The following is a 17,878-nucleotide window of genomic DNA, read 5'->3' on the forward strand; positions in this document are numbered from 1 at the left end:
TTTCGTCACGGAAGGGGTTGAGGACCATTACGCCTGGGGGACGTGGGCAGGGCCTGGTGCGAGTATCGATGGCTTGGCCGGCCACCGCCATCCTACAGATGCAGGAGGTGGCCCATGGCCCAGCGGCGCGGGTCGCTTATGCTTCAGCTGGTCAACCATGATCACTATTGGGAGTGAGTTCGATGCCAATGCAGCCTTTCTCTGTTTCGCACTGCGTCACAGGGTTTGATGCCATCAGGCTGCGGCCCTGGGGCGGTCGCTTGTACGGCTTCAGCGAGACACTGCCGGGCACCGTGCGGCGGCTTGAGGTCGCGCAGCCACAGGTCAAGCTGATCATCGGGCTGGCGTCCCCCTACGGGCTCGCCGCCAATGGGCGCGAGGAACGGTGCCAGGCGTTCGTGGTGAGCCGCCCGGCAGCTCCGGTGATCGTCGAGCAGAGCGGTGTGCATTCATGCATCGAGGTGGAGCTACCGCCCTGGGCCGCGTTCCGCCTGTTTCAGGGTGATGGCCAAGTGCTTGCCAGCCCTTGGCTGGATCTGCGGGAACTGTGGGGCACGTCGGTGTGCTTGTTGGTCGAGGCACTGGAAGAAAACCCTTGCTGGACGAGTCGATTGCAGCGGGTCGAAACCTTTCTTGCCGAGCGTTTGCAGAACTCGCGCCGTGAGTTGCCCGAGATGCTGCGCCGGGCCTGGGAGGAACTGCAGCGAAGCGCTGGCGGTACCTCGATCGGTGATCTGAGTCAGCAGGCCGGCTGCAGCGGACGGCATTTCGCCAGTCGCTTCAAGGCCCATCTGGGACAAGGGCCCAAAGCCTGCGCCCGGCATATTCGTTTTGCTCGCGCCCAGCAGTTGCTGGAATCGCTACCGGCGCTGGAGCTGGTGCAGGTTGCGGTGCTGTGCGGCTACAGCGACCAGAGCCACTTCACCCGGGAGTTCCAGGCATTCGCCGGCTGCTCCCCGGGAGCCTATGCCCGAAGCGGCTGGGCCGATATTCCTGGCAAACCGGCATCGTTGCTCGAAGGCCGGGAGAATTGAGTGACCCGGTCAGTTTTATTCAAGACCCGCCGAGCCTTTGCAGCGGACAGTGACAGCTCTGTCTCTGTGAACGTGGAGGATGTATGCCAGGTAGTCTTTCTCATGTGGAAATCGGGGTTGCCGACGCTCCGCAGTCGCTGGTTTTTTTCCAGCGCCTGTTCGACTGGTCGCCGCAGCGGTTGGGTGCAACGGAGGATGCCTGGTTGCAGACGCCCTCGATCCGGGTCGGCGTCCATGGCGACGATCCGCAGTCGCGCATGGTCGTGTATTTCCGGGTCAGCGACATGGCCGACAGCGTGTCCCGGGTCCGGGCTCTGGGGGGGCAGGCCGGTGACATCAGTCCCCACGAGCCCGGTTTCGGTCGGTTCTGCCAGTGCCACGATCCCCAGGGCGTGTGCTTCGGCCTGCATCAGCCGGACCCCCTTGAATCCTAGCCAGGGCTGGGAGGCGTTCAGGCAGCCTGGCCAGGGCGCTGCAGGCGATGGAAGCAGCGGCTGAAATACACCAGCGAGTCGCCTTGCTCGCGCACGCTGATTTCATCCAGTTCCACCAGCATCACCGAGTGGGTGCCGATTTCCTGGACCTCGGTGATGCGTCCCTGGAGGCTGGCCAGGGCGCCCTCCAGCACCGGCAGGGCCTGCAGACCGTCGCGCCAGGGGTGCAGGCCGAAGCGCTGGTCCATGGCCACCTCGGTCATGCCGGCAAAATGCCGCGCCACGTCCTCGTGTTCGCCGCTGAGGACGTTGATGCACAAATGGCCGTTGCCCTTGAACACCGGGTTCAGGGCGCTGTTGCGGTTGACGCAGACCATCAGGGTCGGCGGGCTGTCGGTGACCGAGCAGACCGCGGTGGCGGTGATGCCGCAACGGCCGGCGGGGCCGTTGCTGGTGATGACGTTGACCGCAGCGGTCATGTGGGCCATGGCGTTGCGGAAGGCGAGTTGCTTGGGATCGAGTACAGACATGACGAATTCCTCATGGACGCAGGGCATTGCGCTGCAGGAGCCAGCTTGCCGACGAAGAGGAGCTTGTGGTGCTCTGGCGGGCGCTTTCGCTGGCAAGCCAGCTCCTACGACAACAGGTGGACATTGGCCTTTTCCGTAGGAGCCGGCCTCGTGGCTACTGGCGGATGCGGTCCAGCATGTTGATGTCGTCGGGGTTGCTCAGGTGCGGCACGGTCCAGCCATCGAGGTCGTAGTCGCCCAGGCATTTGTCCACCAGGTCGGTCATGGCCTTCATCGAACCGCTGGCCTGGGCGTGGCGCAGGCACTGCATGCGGATCTCGTCCTGGCTGCCGGCATAGTTGATCTCGTACAGCTCGTGGCGGCCGCCGAACTCGGTGCCGATGGCGTCCCACAGCAGCTTGAGAATCTTGATCCGCTCTTCGTGGCCCATGCCCCCCGAACCGCGGCAGTAGGTACTGAGGTACTGGTTGAGCACCGGGTCCTTGAGATCGCGGGAGCCGGAGGGCAGGTAGATCAGGCCGCTGGCCACCACCTGCTCGATGATCTTCTTGATGTCGGTGTAGGCCTGGGGCGCCAACACCCGGTAGGCCTGCAGGGCCTGGGTGCTGGGCAGGTAGACGCCGTTCATCCATTCGCTGGCGTTGCCGTGCATGGCGTCGGTCAGCGACCAGAACAGGTTGCGCCAGGCCACCACTTCGCCGACCTGGGCCTGGACCCCGCGAAACTCCAGGGAGCCGGTGCATTGCAGGGCCTTGACCAGCAACCCGGTGATGAAATCGAGCTTGACCGCCAGCCGGGTGCAGCCCTGCATGGGGAACAGCCGACCGAAACCGCCCTGGGGGAACCACTGGCGGCAGCGCTCGAAGTCGCGGTAGATCAGCACGTTTTCCCAGGGGATGAACACCTTGTCCATGATCAGGATCGCGTCGTTCTCATCGAAGCGGCTGGACAGCGGATAGTCGAAGGGCGAGCCGGTCATGCCGGCCTGCAGTTCGTAGGACGGGCGGCAGATCAGCTTCATGCCGCGGGTGTTCATCGGGGCGATGAACATCAGGGCGAAGTCGGTGTTGTCCCCCAGCAGCTGGGCCGAGCCCTGGCCGACGAAGTTGTAGTGGGTCAGGGCCGAGTTGGTGGCCACCACCTTGGCGCCGCTGACAATGATCCCGCCCTCGACTTCCTCGTCCACCGAGATGAACACGTCCTTGACCTGATCCACCGGCTTGTCGCGGTCGATGGGCGGGTTGACGATGGCGTGGTTGAGGTAGAGGCAGGCTTCCTGGATGCGCTTGTACCAGGTGCGGGCGTTGTCCGCGAAGCGCCCGTAGAACTCCGGGTTGGCCCCCAGGGCGCTGCCGAAGGCGGCCTTGTAGTCGGGGCTGCGGCCCATCCAGCCGTAGGTCAGGCGCGACCAGTCGGCGATGGCGTCGCGCTGCTGGCGCAGTTCATCGGGGCTTTTCGCCGAGCGGAAGAATTTGTGGGTGTAGCCGCCGTTGCCGGTGTCGGTGTCCCAGCACAGTTGTTCCTTGGTGGCCGGGTCGTGCAGGGCGTCGTACAGGCGGGCCATGGAGGCCGCCGAGTTGCGGAAGGCCGGGTGGGTGGTGACGTCCTTGACCCGGTCGCCATAAATGTAGATTTCACGATCATCGCGCAGGCTGGCCAGGTATTCGGCACCGGTCAGCGGGCGGTCGGTTGCGGCACGAAAGTCTTCAGGTTTCATATCCAGTCTCGGCGTTGTTTTTATTGACTGGGGCCATGATGGGCAGGGGCGGGCGCTGAAAAAATGGCTTTTACGGCGAATGAATTGCACTTTTCATAGGGCGCGTTGGCGCTCTCGGGCTGGGTACGGCGCACTGTTCTGGCGCGGCGAGTCACGGCTTTATCGATTCACTTCACGTTGTGTTGTCTCAGGCCTGACACAGGGGGCACATTTCGAAATATTTTTGCCAATCAGACAGATGAAAGCTCAAGTTCGGCCGATATCTCTGATAGGCCCATGGACGCTCTTTCCGTGGTGTCCCTCGTCGATGCAGTCCTGATGCGTCGGTCGATAAGGGCATGGATGCTCGCCGCCCCGTTCTCCTTCGAGACTCGTCCTATGTCCTTGCGTAACCTGAATATCGCCCCGCGTGCTTTCCTCGGTTTTGCCTTTATTGCCCTGCTGGTCATGGTGTTGGGCGTATTTGCGGTGAACCGCATGTCGATCATCCGCGACGCGTCCCTGGAAATGGAAAGCAATCAGCTGCCCAGCGTCGGTTATCTGGGCAACCTGACCGAGAACGTCCTGCGCCTGCGGATTCTGTCATTTCGCGTGCTGGTGAACCGCGAGCCGGCCGGCCTTGCCGAAGCCCAGACCCGCATCGGTGTGCTGGTGGACAAGGCCAGGCAGGCCCAGGCCAGCTACGCGGCGTTGCCGGCGGGCCCGGAGGAAGTGGCGCTGTACAAGACCTTCAGCGCGACCCTGGACAATTACCTGCTGGCGCAGAAGGAGATGCTCGAGCTGTCACGCCAGGACAAGCTGGAGGAACTGCGCACCTTGATCAACACCCGGATCAAGGACGGCACCGATCAGATGGGCGAGCAGTTGAACAAGCTCATCGCGATCAATGCCGCGGGCGCCAAGAGTGCCTCCAAGGCGGCCGGCGAGCACTACGACAGTGCCATTGCCGGGATCGTCATCGTCGCGCTGCTGGCCGCATTGCTGACCATCGTGCTGGCGCTGTTGTTGACCCGCAGCATCGTCACCCCCCTGAACAAGGCCCTCAACGTCGCCGAGGTGATCGCCGGCGGCAACCTGCGCCAGGCCATCGAGGTCGACGGTCAGGACGAGCCGGCACGCCTGTTGCGCGCCCTGGCGCAGATGCAGGCCAGCCTGCGCCGCACCATCGAGCAGATCGCCGGCTCGGCGACCCAGCTGGCTTCGGCCTCGGAAGAACTCAGCGCAGTGACCGAGGAAGCCTCTCGCGGCGTGCAGCAGCAGAACACCGAGATCGAACAGGCCGCCACCGCAGTCAACGAAATGACCGCAGCAGTGGAAGAGGTGGCACGCAACGCAGTGTCCACTTCCGAGGCGTCCCAGCAGTCGACCCAGGCCGCCCGCGAAGGCCGCGACCGTGTGGTGCAGACCGTCGAGGCGATCCAGACCATGGCCCATGACGTGCAAAACACCTCGGTGATGATCGAAGGCCTGGCGACCCAGGGCCGGGACATCGGCAAGGTGCTGGACGTGATCCGCGCCATCGCCGAGCAGACCAACCTGCTGGCGCTTAACGCCGCCATCGAAGCGGCCCGTGCCGGCGAGGCCGGGCGTGGCTTTGCCGTGGTGGCCGACGAGGTGCGGGCCCTGGCCCATCGCACCGCCCAGTCGACCCAGGAAATCGAGAAGATGGTGGCCGGTATCCAGAACGGCACCGGCGAAGCGGTGGAGTCCATGCAGCAGAGCAACCGGCGGACCCAGAGCACCCTGGAGCTGGCCCGCGCCGCTGGCGAGTCCCTGGAGCAGATCGCCGAATCCATCAATCAGATCAACGAGCGCAACCTGGTGATCGCCAGTGCCTCGGAAGAACAGGCCCAGGTGTCCCGCGAGGTGGACCGCAACCTGGTGAACATCCGTGACCTGGCGATCCAGTCGGCGGCCGGGGCCAACCAGACCAGTTCAGCCAGTCATGAACTGTCGCGCCTGGCGGTGGATCTCAACGCCATGGTGGCGCGCTTCGTGGTCTAAGGGCGCGAACGGTGGGGCCGGGCGCTCGACGAGTGCCCCGCCAGCACCTAGGGTTTTGGCTGAAGCATCTTGCATGGAGAAAGCGATGCGCTACTCAGCCCTGACCCAACGGATTGTCGGAGAAGGTTCTGCTGCCTGGAACATCCACTACCGGGCCCTGGCCCTGCGCGAGCAGGGGCGGGATGTGTTGCTGCTGACCATTGGCGACCCGGATTTCGATACCCCCAGGCCCGTGGTCCAGGCCGCGATCGACAGCCTGCTGGCCGGCGATACCCACTATTCGGACGTGCGCGGCAACCTGGCGCTGCGCAGTTGCATTGCCCGGCGCCATCATCAGCGCTGCGGACAGATTGTCGACGCCGAGCATGTGGTGGTTTTGCCGGGCGCCCAATGCGCGGTGTTTTCCGTGGCCCAGTGCCTGCTCAATCCCGGGGACGAGGTGCTGGTGGCCGAGCCCATGTACGTCACCTACGAAGGCGTGTTCGGCGCCTGCGGGGCCCGCATCGTGCCGGTGCCGGTGCGGGCCGAGCAGGGCTTTCGCGTCGATCCGCGGGACATGGCGGCGCGGATCACCCCGCGCACCCGGGCCATGTTGCTCAACAGCCCGAACAACCCGTCGGGCGCGAGCCTGTCCCTCGACGACTGGCAAGCCCTGGCGCGGCTGTGCTTTGCCCACGACTTGTGGCTGATTTCCGATGAGGTCTATTGCGACCTGCTGTACCAGGGCCAGCACTTTAGCCCCGGCAGCCTGCCGCGCATGGGCGAGCGCACGGCCACCATCAACAGCCTGTCCAAGTCCCATGCCATGAGCGGCTGGCGGGTGGGCTGGGTGATTGCCCCGCCGACCCTGGCCGGGCACCTGAGCAACCTGGCCCTGTGCATGCTGTACGGCCTGCCGGATTTTGTGCAGAACGCCGCAGTGGTGGCCCTGGACAGCGACCTGCCGGAGCTGGCGCAGATGCGCGACGAGTACCGACGGCGCCGGGACCTGGTGTGCGCGCTGCTGGACCAGTGCCCGGGGCTGACCCCGATCTGCCCGGATGGCGGCATGTTCGTCATGGTGGATGTACGCCGCACCGGGCTGGACGCCCAGGGCTTTGCCGACCGCTTGCTGGACGAGCATGGCGTTTCGGTACTGGCCGGTGAAGCCTTCGGCCCCAGCGCCGCGGGCCACATTCGCATCGGCCTGGTGCTGGACTGCGAGCGCCTGGCCGAGGCCTGCCGGCGCATTGCCCGCTGCACCGAGCAGATTCTCGAACAATGCCCCGCAACCCTCCACCTGTAGGCGCCGGCTTGCCTGTCATGCACCGCTCTGGCGAACGCGTTTGCCGGCAAGCCCGCGGTTGCAGAGGTGTTCGCCAGGGGCACGCGGCGGTTAGGCCTGACGCTGCGATGGAGCGGTCCAGGCGGCGCTGTTCACCAGATTGGCTGGGCGCTGCCCCGACAGGGCTGCCAGCAGGTTGTCCACCGCGCAGCGGGCCATGGCTTCACGGGTTTCGTGGGTGGCCGAACCGATGTGCGGCGTGGCCACCACATTGGGCAATTGCAGCAGCGGTGAGCGGTGGTCCAGCGGTTCGCGCTCGAACACGTCCAGCCCGGCGCCGCGTATCCGTCGTTCCTGCAAGGCTTCGATCAAGGCCGCTTCGTCCACCACCTTGCCTCGGGAAATATTGATGAAGATGCTTTGCGGACGCATCAGCGCCAGTTCACGACGGCCAATCAGCCCTTGGGTTTTCTCGGTCAAGGGCAAGGTCAGGCAGATGAAGTCGGCCTCTTGCAGCAGTTGCTCCAGGCTGCGGTAGCGGGCATTGAAACGTTGCTCCACCGCCGGCTTGGGGCTGTTGCTGTGGTAGATCAGCGGCATGCCGAAGCCGAAATGTCCACGCTGGGCCAACGCCTCGCCAATGCGCCCCATGCCGATGATGCCCAGGGTCTTGCCGTGCACGTCGCTGCCGAAATGCAGCGGTCCGATGTTGCGGTTCCATTGCCCGGCGCGCACCAGATTGGCCAGTTCCACCACGCGCCGGGCGGTGGCCAGGATCAGGGCGAAACCGGTGTCGGCGGTGGTTTCGGTGAGCACGTCCGGGGTGTTGCTCAGCAGAATCCCGCGTCGGGTCAGGTAGTCGATGTCGTAGTTGTCGACCCCCACCGAGACACTGGCCACCGCTTGCAGGCGCGGCGCCAGGTCCAGCAGTTCGGCGTCCAGGCGCAGGCTGGCCCCCAGCAGGCCGTCGGCGCTGGGCAGGGCCTGGCGCAGGGCCTTGAGGCCGGTTGGGCCCAGGTCCTCGATCAGGGTGACCTCGGTCTGTTCCTGCAGGCGCGCCATCAGCGACGGCGAGAGTTTCTTGTACAGCACCAGGTGTTTTTTCATGACGGTTCTCTGTGGCAGTTCAGGAGTGGGCCAGGCGGCGCGGCAGGGGCAGGCCCTTGGCCCGAGGCGCTCCGGCGCCGGGTGTCAGCAGCAGGGTCAGTAGCACCGAGAGCAGCAGGGCGCCGCTCATCAGCAGGTAGGACATCCCCGGCGAGCCGGTGGCGCTGTTCAGGTAACCCACCAGATAGGAGCCGCCGAAGGAGCCCAGGGCGCCCATGCTGTTGATCAGGGCCATGGCGCCGCCGGCGACGTTGGCCGGGAGAATCTCCGGAACGATGGCGAAGAACGGCCCATAGGGCGCGTACATGCAGGCTCCGGCGATTACCAGCAGCCCGTAGGACCACCAGAAGTGTTCGGCGCCCAGCAGGTAGGAGGCGTAGAAGGCGATGGCGGCCACCAGCAGCGGCGGCCAGACGAAGCGCTTGCGTTTCTGGGTCCGGTCCGAGCCCCAGGACACCCCGAGCATGGCGATCACCGCCGCCAGATAGGGCAGGGCCGAGAGCCAGCCGGCCTCCACCATGTCCATTTGCGCGCCGTGCTTGAGGATCGAAGGCAACCACAGGACGAAACCGTAGACCCCGATGCTCCAGCAGAAAAACTGCAGGGCGAGGATGATCACCTTGGGCGAGCGGAAGGCCTCGGCGTAGTTCTTCACCGCCTTGATGCCCTGCTGTTCGGCGGCCAGGGCGCTTTCCAGGTCCTGCTTCTCCTGGTCGCTGAGCCACTGGGCCTGGCTCGGCCGGTCATCGGCCAGGCGCCACCAGATAAAGGCCCAGAGCACCGCCGGCAAACCCTCGATGATGAACATCCAGCGCCAGCTGAAATGCTCCACCAGATAGCCTGAGACCACCGACATCCAAAGCATGGTCACCGGGTTGCCGAGGATCAGGAAGGTGTTGGCCCGGGAGCGTTCGGCCCGGGTGAACCAGTGGCACAGGTACACCAGCATCGCCGGCATCACCGCGGCCTCCACCACCCCGAGCATGAAGCGGATGGCGATCAGCGTGTAGGCGTTGGACACGATCCCGGTGAGGGTGGCCAGGCCGCCCCAGAGGATCAGGCTGACGAAGATCAGCTTCTTCACGCTGCGTTTTTGCGCGTAGATCGCCCCCGGCACCTGGAAGAAGAAGTAGCCGAGGAAGAACAGCGCCCCCAAAAGCGAGGACAGCCCCGGGGTGATCTGCAAGTCGTCGGCCATCCCGGAGGCGGCGGCAAAGCCGTAGTTGGCGCGGTCCAGGTAGGCCAGGCTGTAGGTGATGAAGACGATGGGCATGATGTACCACCAGCGGCGGGCGGCGAGTTTGAGCGTGTCCATGAAAGTTCTCCTGAGCTTGTTGTTTTTGTCGCAACAGGTGGTTCTGGGTGTTCGTTTCCCGGATGAGCCGGTACGCCAGCTGCTATGAGGCGCAGGCGGTTTTCAGGGGCGCTGCCTGGTCGGGCAGTTCGTGGCGCCTGGGCAGGCCTTCCATGTCGCCACGGCTTTGTACTGCGCGGCTGCCCAGCCAATTGGCCCGCTGCACCGCCTCGCTCACGCTGAGGCTTTCCAGCAGGGCGCTGATCAGGCCCACGGCGAAGGCATCGCCGGCACCGACGGTGTCCACCACCTTGGCCACCGGCACACCGTCGACGAAGCCGGCGTCCAGATGGGTGCGGTAGTAGGCGCCATGGGCCCCGAGCTTGATCACCACCGCTTCGGCGCCCTGGTCCAGGTAGAAGGCGGCGATGTCCGCCGGGTCGTCACGCCCGGTGAGCAGGCGGCCCTCGCCGAGGCCCGGCAGCACCCAGTGGGCGAGGGCCGCCAGGCGGTTGATCTCGCGGATCATCAGCGCTTCGCTGGCCCACAGGCCGGGACGCAGATTGGGGTCGAACGACACGCTGCGGCCGCTGGCGCGCTGGGTCTGCATCAGGTGACCGGACAGCTCCCGGGCCGAATCCGACAGGGCCGGGGGAATGCCGGTGGCGTGCAGGTGACGGGCCTGGAGCAGGGCCGGGGCCAGGTCGTCGAGGCTCAGGTGGCTGGCGGCCGAGCCGCGGCGGAAGTACTCCACCCGCGGGTCGTCGCCGGTGTCTTCCCGGGACTTGAGCTGAAAGCCGGTGGGGTGCAGCGGGTCGCGGCGCACGAAGCGGCAGTCCAGGCCCTCGGCCTGCAAGGTGTCGAGCACGAAGCGTCCCAGGGAGTCGTTGCCGACCCGGCTCAGCCAGGCCACCTTGAAGCCCAGGCGCGACAGGCCGATGGCCACGTTGCTGTCGGCCCCGGCAATGCGCTTGTGAAAGTGCTCGACCCGGGCCAGGTCGCCGCTGTGCTCGGCGACGAACATGGCCATGGTTTCCCCGAAGGACAGAATATCGATCTCAGACATGGGCAGGCTCCAGTCGCGACTGGCCGAGGCGGGCCAGCAGGCCGACCTGCTCGGCGCTCACCTGCAGCAGGTCGTCGCCTTGCAGGGGGTATTCCACGGCCCGGGTTAGACCTTGATTCATGTGCCGCAGCAGGTGTTCCCACTGCTGCAACTCTGCGGTGCCGGGCGGCAGGGCCACCCGCTTGCCGTCGTCCCGCAGGCGGACCGCCTTGCAGTGCAGGTAATCCACATGCCGGCCCAGCAGGCGCGCGGCTTCCAGCGCCGACTGCTGCTGCCACGCCCAGTTACCGATGTCGAAGGTCATGCGCAGGGGCAGGTTCCACCCTTGCACGGCGTTGAAAAAAACCTGGAAGGGCTCGATGCGCCCGCCATGCACGGTCTGGTCGTTTTCCACCAGCAGGGTGAGGGGCTGGCCTGACAGTAGGCTGGCCAGGCTGCCCAGGTCGTGATGCTCGGTGAAGTGACCGAGGGACACTTTCAGACGCTTGGCGCCGAACGCCCGGGCCCGTTGCAAGGTGGCGGACAGCTCGGGGTTGGGTTCGTCGCCCTCGGCCAGCCACAGCTCCAGGGGCGAGGAAAATACGCTTTCCAGGCCATGTTCCCGGGCGCTGCGGGCCAGTTCCTCGGGCTTCTCGTGGGTCAGCAGTTCTTCGCGCCACTCGATGCACGAAGCGCCGGCGGCGGCCACCAGGGAAATGAAATGGCCCTGGCCGTGCTGGCGGACCAGATCCGCGCCGTAGCTGGACAGACTGATGGAGACGGGTGATTGATGCATGCTTCAGACCTCTGAAACCGGTTTCATTTTTATTCGAGAAAACCCGGGACACGCTGCGATGCAGGGGGCTCGGGATTACACAGGGGGTTTTCGGGTGGAGCCGCGAACCATCAGTTGCGCCGTAAAGTCCAGTACTCGCGCCGGGCCGGCATCGCCTCGCAGGCGCTTGAGCAGGCATTGGAAAGCGGCGGTGCCTATGGCTTCGGTGGGCTGGGCCAGGGCCGTGATGCCGCTGCCCACCAGGGGGTACCAGTCCAGGTCGTCGAGGGCGATCAGGCCGATGCCTTCGAACAAGGGGCAATCCAGTTCACGCAGGACCCGGGTCGCCGCCAGGGCCGCCACGCCGTTGGCGCAGAACAGCGCCTTGGGGCCAGGACCGGGAGCCTCGAGAAAGTCTTTCAGGTGGCGGGCCAGGGCCGCGCCGGTCTCCAGTGACTGGCCACGCAAGGCCGGGCGCCGGGCGACTTCGTCTTGGAAGGCGGCACTGCGTTCGAGTCGTGAGCTGGTGCCGTCATGGGGTTCGCTGACCAGCAGCAGGTCACGGTAACCCTGTTGCTCCAGGTGTTCGATGGCGCTGTGCACTGCCGCCGGGTTGTCCAGGCCCACCAGATCGGCGTGCAGTGATTCAAGCTTGCGGTCCACCAGGACCATGGGCATTTCCTGCTGCAACTCCTGCAACTGCTCCAGGTGATGGCCCAGGGTGTTCACGATCAGGCCTTCGATGTTGTAGGCCCGCAGGTTGGCCAGGTGCTGGGCTTCCTGCTGGTCGTCACGGTCGGTGTTGCACACCACCAGGCTATAGCCGTGCTGGCGGCAGGCGGTTTCCACGCCATGCATCACGGCAATCGAGTAGGGGTTGCGGATATCGGCCACCAGCATGCCGATCAGGCGGGTGCGCCCGCGTTTCAGGCCGCGGGCCATCTGGTTCGGGCGGTAGCCCAGCGCGCTGATGGCCTGCTCGATGCGCAAGGCAATGGCATCGGAGAGCAGGGCGCGGTCTTCGCCGATAAAGCGCGACACACTGGCCTTGGAGACCCCGGCGTGGCGGGCGACATCGAGCATGGTGACGCGGTTGCGCTGGGCGGCGGAAAACTGATTCACGGGCAACGACCTTATTCTTGGAATTATCGGTTTGCAGTGCTTCCGGGTACGGTGCTGAAACCGGTTTCAGGAAACCGCAAAACCCATTCTGCCGTCAAGGGCGCAACGTCGATAAATCGCTATCAGGGCTCAAGTTGGCTGACCAACGGTAGGGCTCGGGTTGGCTCAAGAAACTCGCGCAGGGCCCGCAGCAGGGCGTCGTACAGCCCATCGACTTCCGCCGCCAGCCCTCTGGCCCGCAGGCAGCCATGCACCAGGCCCAGGCCCGGGTACAGCTGGCTGGCGACGCCGGCCTGCAGCAGGCGCTGGTGATAGCACTGGCCGTCGTCGCGCAAGGGGTCGAACTGTGCCAGGGCGATAAAGGCCGGCGGCAGGTGACAGAAGTTCTCTGCCCGCAGCGGCCGGGCATAGGGCGAGGTGGGTTCGGGCTCCGGCAGGTACAGCGCCTGGAAACAGTCCAGGTCACTGCTGCTGAGCAGCGGGGCATCGGCGCACTGGCTACGCGAGGGCAGGTTGGCGGCACCGCCGAGCCCGGGATAGACCAGCACCTGGGCGACGGGCAAGGGTTCAGCGGCATCCCGCAGGGCCAGGCACAGGGCGGCGGCCAGATTGCCCCCGGCGCTGTCGCCCATCACCAGCCGACGGCGGTGATCCAGAGGCACAGGGCCCAGCCCCTGCTCCAGAGCCCGCCATACCGCCAGGCAATCGTCGAAGGCGGCCGGGAACGGGTGTTCCGGGGCCAGCCGGTAGTCCACCGCGATCACCAGCGCTTGCAACTCGTGGGCCAGATGGGCGGTGATGAAATCGTGGGAATCCAGGCCGCCCAGCACCCAGCCGCCACCGTGCAGGTACAGCAGCCAGGGCCAGCCACACTCCGGGGCGGCGCGGTCGGGGTGATAGAAACGCAGCGGCACCTGGGCCAGTTGTCCTTGATGCACAGCGAGGCCAGGCGGATGGGCCGGAGTGAAATCCCGGCACATGCGCTCATAGCTGTCGCGCAGGCCCTTGAGGCTGCTGTCGGCGCTGGTGTAGCTCAGGGTGCGCTGGACGAAGGCCGCCAGCTCGGCAGAAAGCGGGTAATGGCTCATGGACAGTCCTGGAGGGTAGGCGCCGGGTTGCCGGCGAACGAGCCCGGGCAATCGTCATCATTGCAGCGCCTGACCGAAAGAGCCGCCGCAGGGCGTTGCGTTTGTCGGCGAAGGGCCCTGAGACCGCCTTCGCCGGCAAGCCGACTCCTGCGCCGGGCGGTTACAGGTTCGCTTTGACCGCAGCCACACCCTCGCGGCCGTCGAAGGTGGTGACTCCCGTCAGCCAGCGCTGCAGGTCTTCTGGGTGCTCGCGCAGCCACTGGCGGGCCACTTCCTGGGGCGCCTTGCGTTGCATGATCGGTACCATCAGCTGGCTTTCCTGGGCGGCGCTGAAGCTCAGGTTCTGCAGCAGCCGATGCACGTTGGGGCAACGCTCGGCGTAGTCCGGCGCGGTGACCGTGGACACCGTGGCCGCCCCCTCGTTGGGGCCGTACACGTCTTCGCTGCCGGTGAGGTAGGTGATGGCCATGTTGATGTTCATCGGGTGCGGGGTCCAGCCGACGAACACCACGAACTCCTTGCGATTGATCGCCCGCTGCACCGCCGCCAGCATCCCGGCCTCGCCGGATTCGATCAGCTTGAAGCCCTTGAGGCCGAAGTGGTCGGTGTCGATCATGGTCTTGATCGTGGTGTTGGCGCCGCTGCCTGGCTCGATGCCGTAGATCTTGCCCCCCAGCTGCTCCTTGAAACGGGCGATGTCGGCGAAGGTTTTCAGGCCCGCCTGGGCCACGTAGTCCGGCACTGCCAGGGTTGCCTGGGCATCCACGAGGCTGGGCTGGGCCATGACCTTGACCTGCCCGGCCTCGAGGAAGGGCGCGATGTTCTGGTCCATGGCGGGCTTCCAGTAGCCGAGGAAGATGTCCAGGCGCTGGTCGCGGATGCCGGCGAAGATGATCTGCTGCACCGCGCTGGTCTGCTTGCTGTCGTAGCCCAGCCCGGTGAGCAGGACATCGGCCACGGCGCTGGTGGCGATCACATCGGTCCAGTTGACCACCCCCATGCGCACGGTCTTGCAGGACGCGGGCTCGGCGGCCCAGGTGGGGGAATTGAGCAGTGCAGTGGCGCAGAGGAGCAGGAAACAACGCTTGAACGGTGTTTTCATCAGAGGATCTCTTCCGGCAGGTGGCTTGTTGTTCAGAGCGGCGTCTTGTTGCGCCGTACTGGCCACCTTACGTGGCCCCGATGGCCCGGGAAACGCTCTGTAGCGACCGGCTTTTGCACTGTGACGACTGCCCGGGCGCACTTTACGCCTACAGGCTCGTCCAGGTAGCGATCAGCAACAGCCCTGGCGGTGCGCCAGGGCTGGGGTCTGGAAGTACGGTGCAGCCTCGACCGGGCTGATGTGGAATACCGCGAGACAGGGCAGGAGCCGTTATCAGAACTGATAGGTAAAGGCGGTTTGAATACCGGTCGTGTCGTTGCCGCCCGGCTCCTGTGTCCAGAACACACCGGCATGCACGGCGCTGTTCGGGTTCAAGGCATAACTTGCCCCGGTGCCCGCGGCAAAACGGGTGTCGTGCTGTTTATCGGCCTGGTAGGTATAGCGGCCCAGGTAGTCCATGCGCGCTTGAAAGGCATCCTGGTCTTTGTCCAGGTCCTGGATCAGGCCCAGGCTGGCATTGAGCTCCAGCTGTTTTGTCAGGCGTTTGGCAGTCCGTACGCCGGCGTTCAGGCTGGTCACCGAGCGCTGCATTTTTGCGTAGCTGGCCGCCATGACGGCGCCGCTGCGCTCGCTATAGCCCTGGCGGCTGACTTGAGTCTGGCTGAGGCCGATGTAAGGCGTCACGGTCAGGCTATCGAGCCGCAGGCCATAGGCACCCTCGATGCTGAAGGCCCTGCCACGCAGGCTCGAACGCCCTTGACCGGCTTCGGTATAAGCCAGTTGCTCACGGCGGATATCGACCTTGGACGACAGGTAGGCCGCAGCCAGACGCCCCTGCCAACCCAGGCCCTGGCCCGATTCGTCCACGGCAACGAACATTGCCACTGCGGGTGCGTTGGACCCTGCCTTGGTGTAGTTGTCCGGCAACTGTTGATCGAGGTTCTGGTCCAGGGTGATGCCTACGCGCAGATGGTCGCTAGGACGGGCGCCCAGGGTCAGACTCGTGGAGGTCTGGCGAGTCTCGCGGTTTCTGCTGTAGCTGGGACCAACACCTATACAGAACGAGCCGCTGTCGATCTGGCACTCCTGGCTCATCAACCGATCCAGTTGCGCACTGCGCAGGTCCAGGACTCCCCATGCCTGATTGGCGCTTTTGGCCATCGCGGTCCGGGTGTTGTCCAGATCAAGCAGGTGAGTGCCGGTTTCCGTGATCTTCCACAGTGCGGCGTGTAGGTCACCACTCGCCGTGAGGCTCAGGCCGACGGCAATATTGCCGTCGGCGGACACGGCAGTCGCTGCCGAATGTTGGCCGCCTAACGTGCCCAGATCGATCATGCCGTCGGCATCGGTGTGTCTGAAGGCGTGGTTATCGCCCTCTGCGGTAGTGGCAAAACCGACGATAACGCGGCCGTCGGCGGATGCCGCGCTAGCGCTGGAGTCGCCCCCCCAGGAGCCGAGCTCGACCATGCCGTTGGCGTCAGTGTGTTTAAACGCTTGAGTACCGCCGGTGATAGTTTCCGAACTGCCCACGACCACCTGGCCGTCGGCGGATATTCCCAGAGCCTGGGAAGATGCTCCGCCGAGGGTGCCCAGGTCGGTCATGCCGTTGGCATCGGTGTACTTGAACGCGTGTTGTACGTTCGAATCCGTATCGATGTCCGACTGCCCCACGACGACGCTACCGTCGCCGGACACCGCAGTTGCAAGGGAGTCGCCACTGTTGTCTGCCTTCAAGGTCCCCAGATCGATCATGCCGGTCGTCTCCGTGTGCTTGAAGGCACGAGCACTCCCCAGGAGATTCGAGGCGTATCCAACGACCACGGCGCCATCAGCGGATACGCCGTTGGCGCTGGATGATTCGCCGCCCAATGTGCCCAGATCGATCATGCCGGTCGCATCGGAGTACTTGAAGGCGTGAGTCGAGTCAGGGGTGTCCGATTTTCCCACGACCACGCTGCCATCGGCGGATATGGCATGGGCATAGGCATGGTTTCCACCCAGGGTTCCCAGATCAACCATGCCAGTCGCATCGCTGTATTTGAATGCGCGATCTTGGCCTGTGGGTAATGTTTTGTTTACCGCGATTAGACGACCGTCGGCAGAGACGCCGAAGGCCATAGAGTACTCGTTACTCAAAGAGCCTAAATCAATGCTGTCGATTGCAGTGATCGCATGGGACTGTACTGAATAAACGACGCTGTATAGCAGGGTAATAGCTGTTATTACGGATGGGTATTTCAACGTTGTAACCTTTTGGCGAAGCAGAAAACACAACAGTCTGTGGAAGTTACAGGCTGCTTTGGGGGTGGCTGTTTGCTGTTGGGCCCATGGATTGGGTGCGCGGGCGCTCTATTGCAAGTGCTTTCGTCATTTGGACATGGCGAGGTCGGCAAACTTCAGGCTCGGAAAAAAAGGGGGGTTAGTTGAAGGCGAGGGACTAACGTTAAGAAGTTAGTTGGCTAAATCCAGGGCTGTAAAAGGCGGCTATTTTATTTTTAGTAAGAGGGTGGGTCTTTAAGATGATTCTTAAATTGGTCTTGAAGTGTTGGGGCGATTTGTTCGGAAGGTCGATCAGCACAACTGAATTTAGTTGCTTGGTGTTGGCGGTCGTTCGAATTAGATCAACTAGGGTTACCCAGCCTGACACTTGCTATATGGCACCCCGGACTAAGCCGTCGCGATTCTCACTGACGATCCCGCGAAGCTGCCAGGACTGGGCTCAAGCCGTCTTGTACCGGTTCAGCTGAACAGCCCGGCGGCAATGTTGATGGAAAAACCGAGGATCGCAGTGTTGAACAGAAAACCGATCAACGATTGGGCGAGGACGATCTTGCGCAGCTCGCGGGTGGCCACGCCGACGTCCGAAGTTTGCACCGCCACGCCGATGGTGAAGGAGAAGTAGAGGAAGTCCCAATAGTTCGGCGTGGTCAGTTCCTCGGCAAAGCGCAGGGCCGGTTCCTTGCCATTCCAGGTGTAGTAAAGGCGGGCGTAATGCACGCTGAAGATCACCCCCACCAGCAACCAGGAACCGATCACCGTGAGCCCGGTGAAGCCGTAATGCAGCAGACGCTGAGGGGTATCCAGGTCCTTGCTGCCCACCAGCTCCAGGGTAATGGTCACCAGACTGGCGATGGCGGCGACGCAGACGATCAACAGCACCAGCCCGGCGTTTTCGTCCTCGGTTTCGGCGATGCGTTTCACGTCCTCGGCCCGTGCCCGCACGGTCAGCCAGAACATCAGCGCCAGGTAGGTCCAGACCGCGGCGTTCCAGCCGATGAGGAGCTTGCTGGTCAGGGTGTGCGCGGGGGCGAGGATGCCGACGGCGCAGCCGATCAGCACGCCGAAGGTCAGGCGGGGGTGGG

General features: G+C 64.5%; 15 protein-coding genes. 4 read left to right on the forward strand and 11 right to left on the reverse strand.

Translation table 11 applies throughout. The features are described from left to right. Positions 1-182 precede the first annotated feature (182 nt). Together J5M73_RS24665 and J5M73_RS24670 are read left to right on the forward strand one after the other, a co-directional pair. The gene (locus J5M73_RS24665; protein WP_102863298.1) at positions 183-1,034 is read left to right on the forward strand and encodes a helix-turn-helix transcriptional regulator; all 852 of its coding nucleotides are present in this window, start codon (positions 183-185) and stop codon (positions 1,032-1,034) included. An 83-nt stretch (positions 1,035-1,117) separates the two neighbouring features. After that, positions 1,118-1,468, forward strand: a complete 351-nt coding sequence (locus J5M73_RS24670) for a VOC family protein (protein ID WP_102863299.1) — start codon at positions 1,118-1,120, stop codon at positions 1,466-1,468. 17 nt (positions 1,469-1,485) lie between these two features. On the opposite strand, the gene hpaC is transcribed toward J5M73_RS24670, so the two are convergent. Next, positions 1,486-1,998 (reverse strand): 4-hydroxyphenylacetate 3-monooxygenase, reductase component, encoded by a 513-nt coding sequence (hpaC, locus tag J5M73_RS24675; RefSeq protein WP_102863300.1) that lies wholly within the window; start codon positions 1,996-1,998, stop codon positions 1,486-1,488. A 154-nt stretch (positions 1,999-2,152) separates the two neighbouring features. Next, positions 2,153-3,715 (reverse strand): 4-hydroxyphenylacetate 3-monooxygenase, oxygenase component, encoded by a 1,563-nt coding sequence (gene hpaB, locus J5M73_RS24680; RefSeq protein WP_102863301.1) that lies wholly within the window; start codon positions 3,713-3,715, stop codon positions 2,153-2,155. Between the two features lie 378 nt (positions 3,716-4,093). Here hpaB and J5M73_RS24685 point away from each other — a divergent pair, with 378 nt between their 5' ends. Continuing rightward, the gene (locus J5M73_RS24685) at positions 4,094-5,719 is read left to right on the forward strand and encodes a methyl-accepting chemotaxis protein (RefSeq protein ID WP_102863302.1); all 1,626 of its coding nucleotides are present in this window, start codon (positions 4,094-4,096) and stop codon (positions 5,717-5,719) included. An 85-nt stretch (positions 5,720-5,804) separates the two neighbouring features. Further along, the gene (locus J5M73_RS24690; RefSeq protein WP_102863303.1) at positions 5,805-7,004 is read left to right on the forward strand and encodes an aminotransferase class I/II-fold pyridoxal phosphate-dependent enzyme; all 1,200 of its coding nucleotides are present in this window, start codon (positions 5,805-5,807) and stop codon (positions 7,002-7,004) included. Between the two features lie 90 nt (positions 7,005-7,094). Here J5M73_RS24690 and J5M73_RS24695 read toward each other — a convergent pair whose 3' ends face one another. From J5M73_RS24695 to J5M73_RS24735, 9 genes are all read right to left on the reverse strand, one after another. Next, complete coding sequence (locus J5M73_RS24695; RefSeq protein WP_102863304.1) at positions 7,095-8,090, reverse strand: D-glycerate dehydrogenase; 996 nt, start codon at positions 8,088-8,090, stop codon at positions 7,095-7,097. Positions 8,091-8,109: 19 nt separating this feature from the next. Beyond that, positions 8,110-9,405 carry an MFS transporter gene (locus tag J5M73_RS24700; protein WP_102863305.1) on the reverse strand — a complete coding sequence of 432 codons (1,296 nt, stop codon included), beginning with the start codon at positions 9,403-9,405 and terminating at the stop codon, positions 8,110-8,112. Positions 9,406-9,487: 82 nt separating this feature from the next. Next, a complete protein-coding gene (locus J5M73_RS24705; RefSeq protein WP_102863306.1) occupies positions 9,488-10,450 on the reverse strand; it encodes a sugar kinase in 963 nt (320 codons plus the stop codon). After that, positions 10,443-11,225, reverse strand: a complete 783-nt coding sequence (locus J5M73_RS24710) for a TIM barrel protein (protein ID WP_102863307.1) — start codon at positions 11,223-11,225, stop codon at positions 10,443-10,445. Before J5M73_RS24710 ends, J5M73_RS24705 begins: the two co-directional genes overlap by 8 nt. A gap of 75 nt (positions 11,226-11,300) precedes the next feature. Then, entirely contained in the window at positions 11,301-12,326 is a 1,026-nt protein-coding gene (locus J5M73_RS24715) for a LacI family DNA-binding transcriptional regulator (RefSeq protein ID WP_102863577.1), read from the reverse strand. Positions 12,327-12,448: 122 nt separating this feature from the next. Beyond that, positions 12,449-13,414, reverse strand: a complete 966-nt coding sequence (locus tag J5M73_RS24720) for an alpha/beta hydrolase (RefSeq protein ID WP_102863308.1) — start codon at positions 13,412-13,414, stop codon at positions 12,449-12,451. Positions 13,415-13,574: 160 nt separating this feature from the next. Next, on the reverse strand, positions 13,575-14,516 hold the full coding sequence (locus tag J5M73_RS24725; protein ID WP_102863309.1) for a choline ABC transporter substrate-binding protein: 942 nt from the start codon (positions 14,514-14,516) through the stop codon (positions 13,575-13,577). Between the two features lie 273 nt (positions 14,517-14,789). Then, entirely contained in the window at positions 14,790-16,757 is a 1,968-nt protein-coding gene (locus J5M73_RS24730) for an autotransporter outer membrane beta-barrel domain-containing protein (RefSeq protein WP_243433922.1), read from the reverse strand. 498 nt (positions 16,758-17,255) lie between these two features. Then, positions 17,256-17,878 (reverse strand): DUF1345 domain-containing protein (locus J5M73_RS24735; RefSeq protein ID WP_207816303.1); only part of this gene is annotated, 623 nt, incomplete at its 5' end.

Source organism: Pseudomonas sp. 50_B (assembly GCF_017491625.1).
Classification (GTDB): Bacteria; Pseudomonadota; Gammaproteobacteria; order Pseudomonadales; family Pseudomonadaceae; genus Aquipseudomonas; species Aquipseudomonas danubii.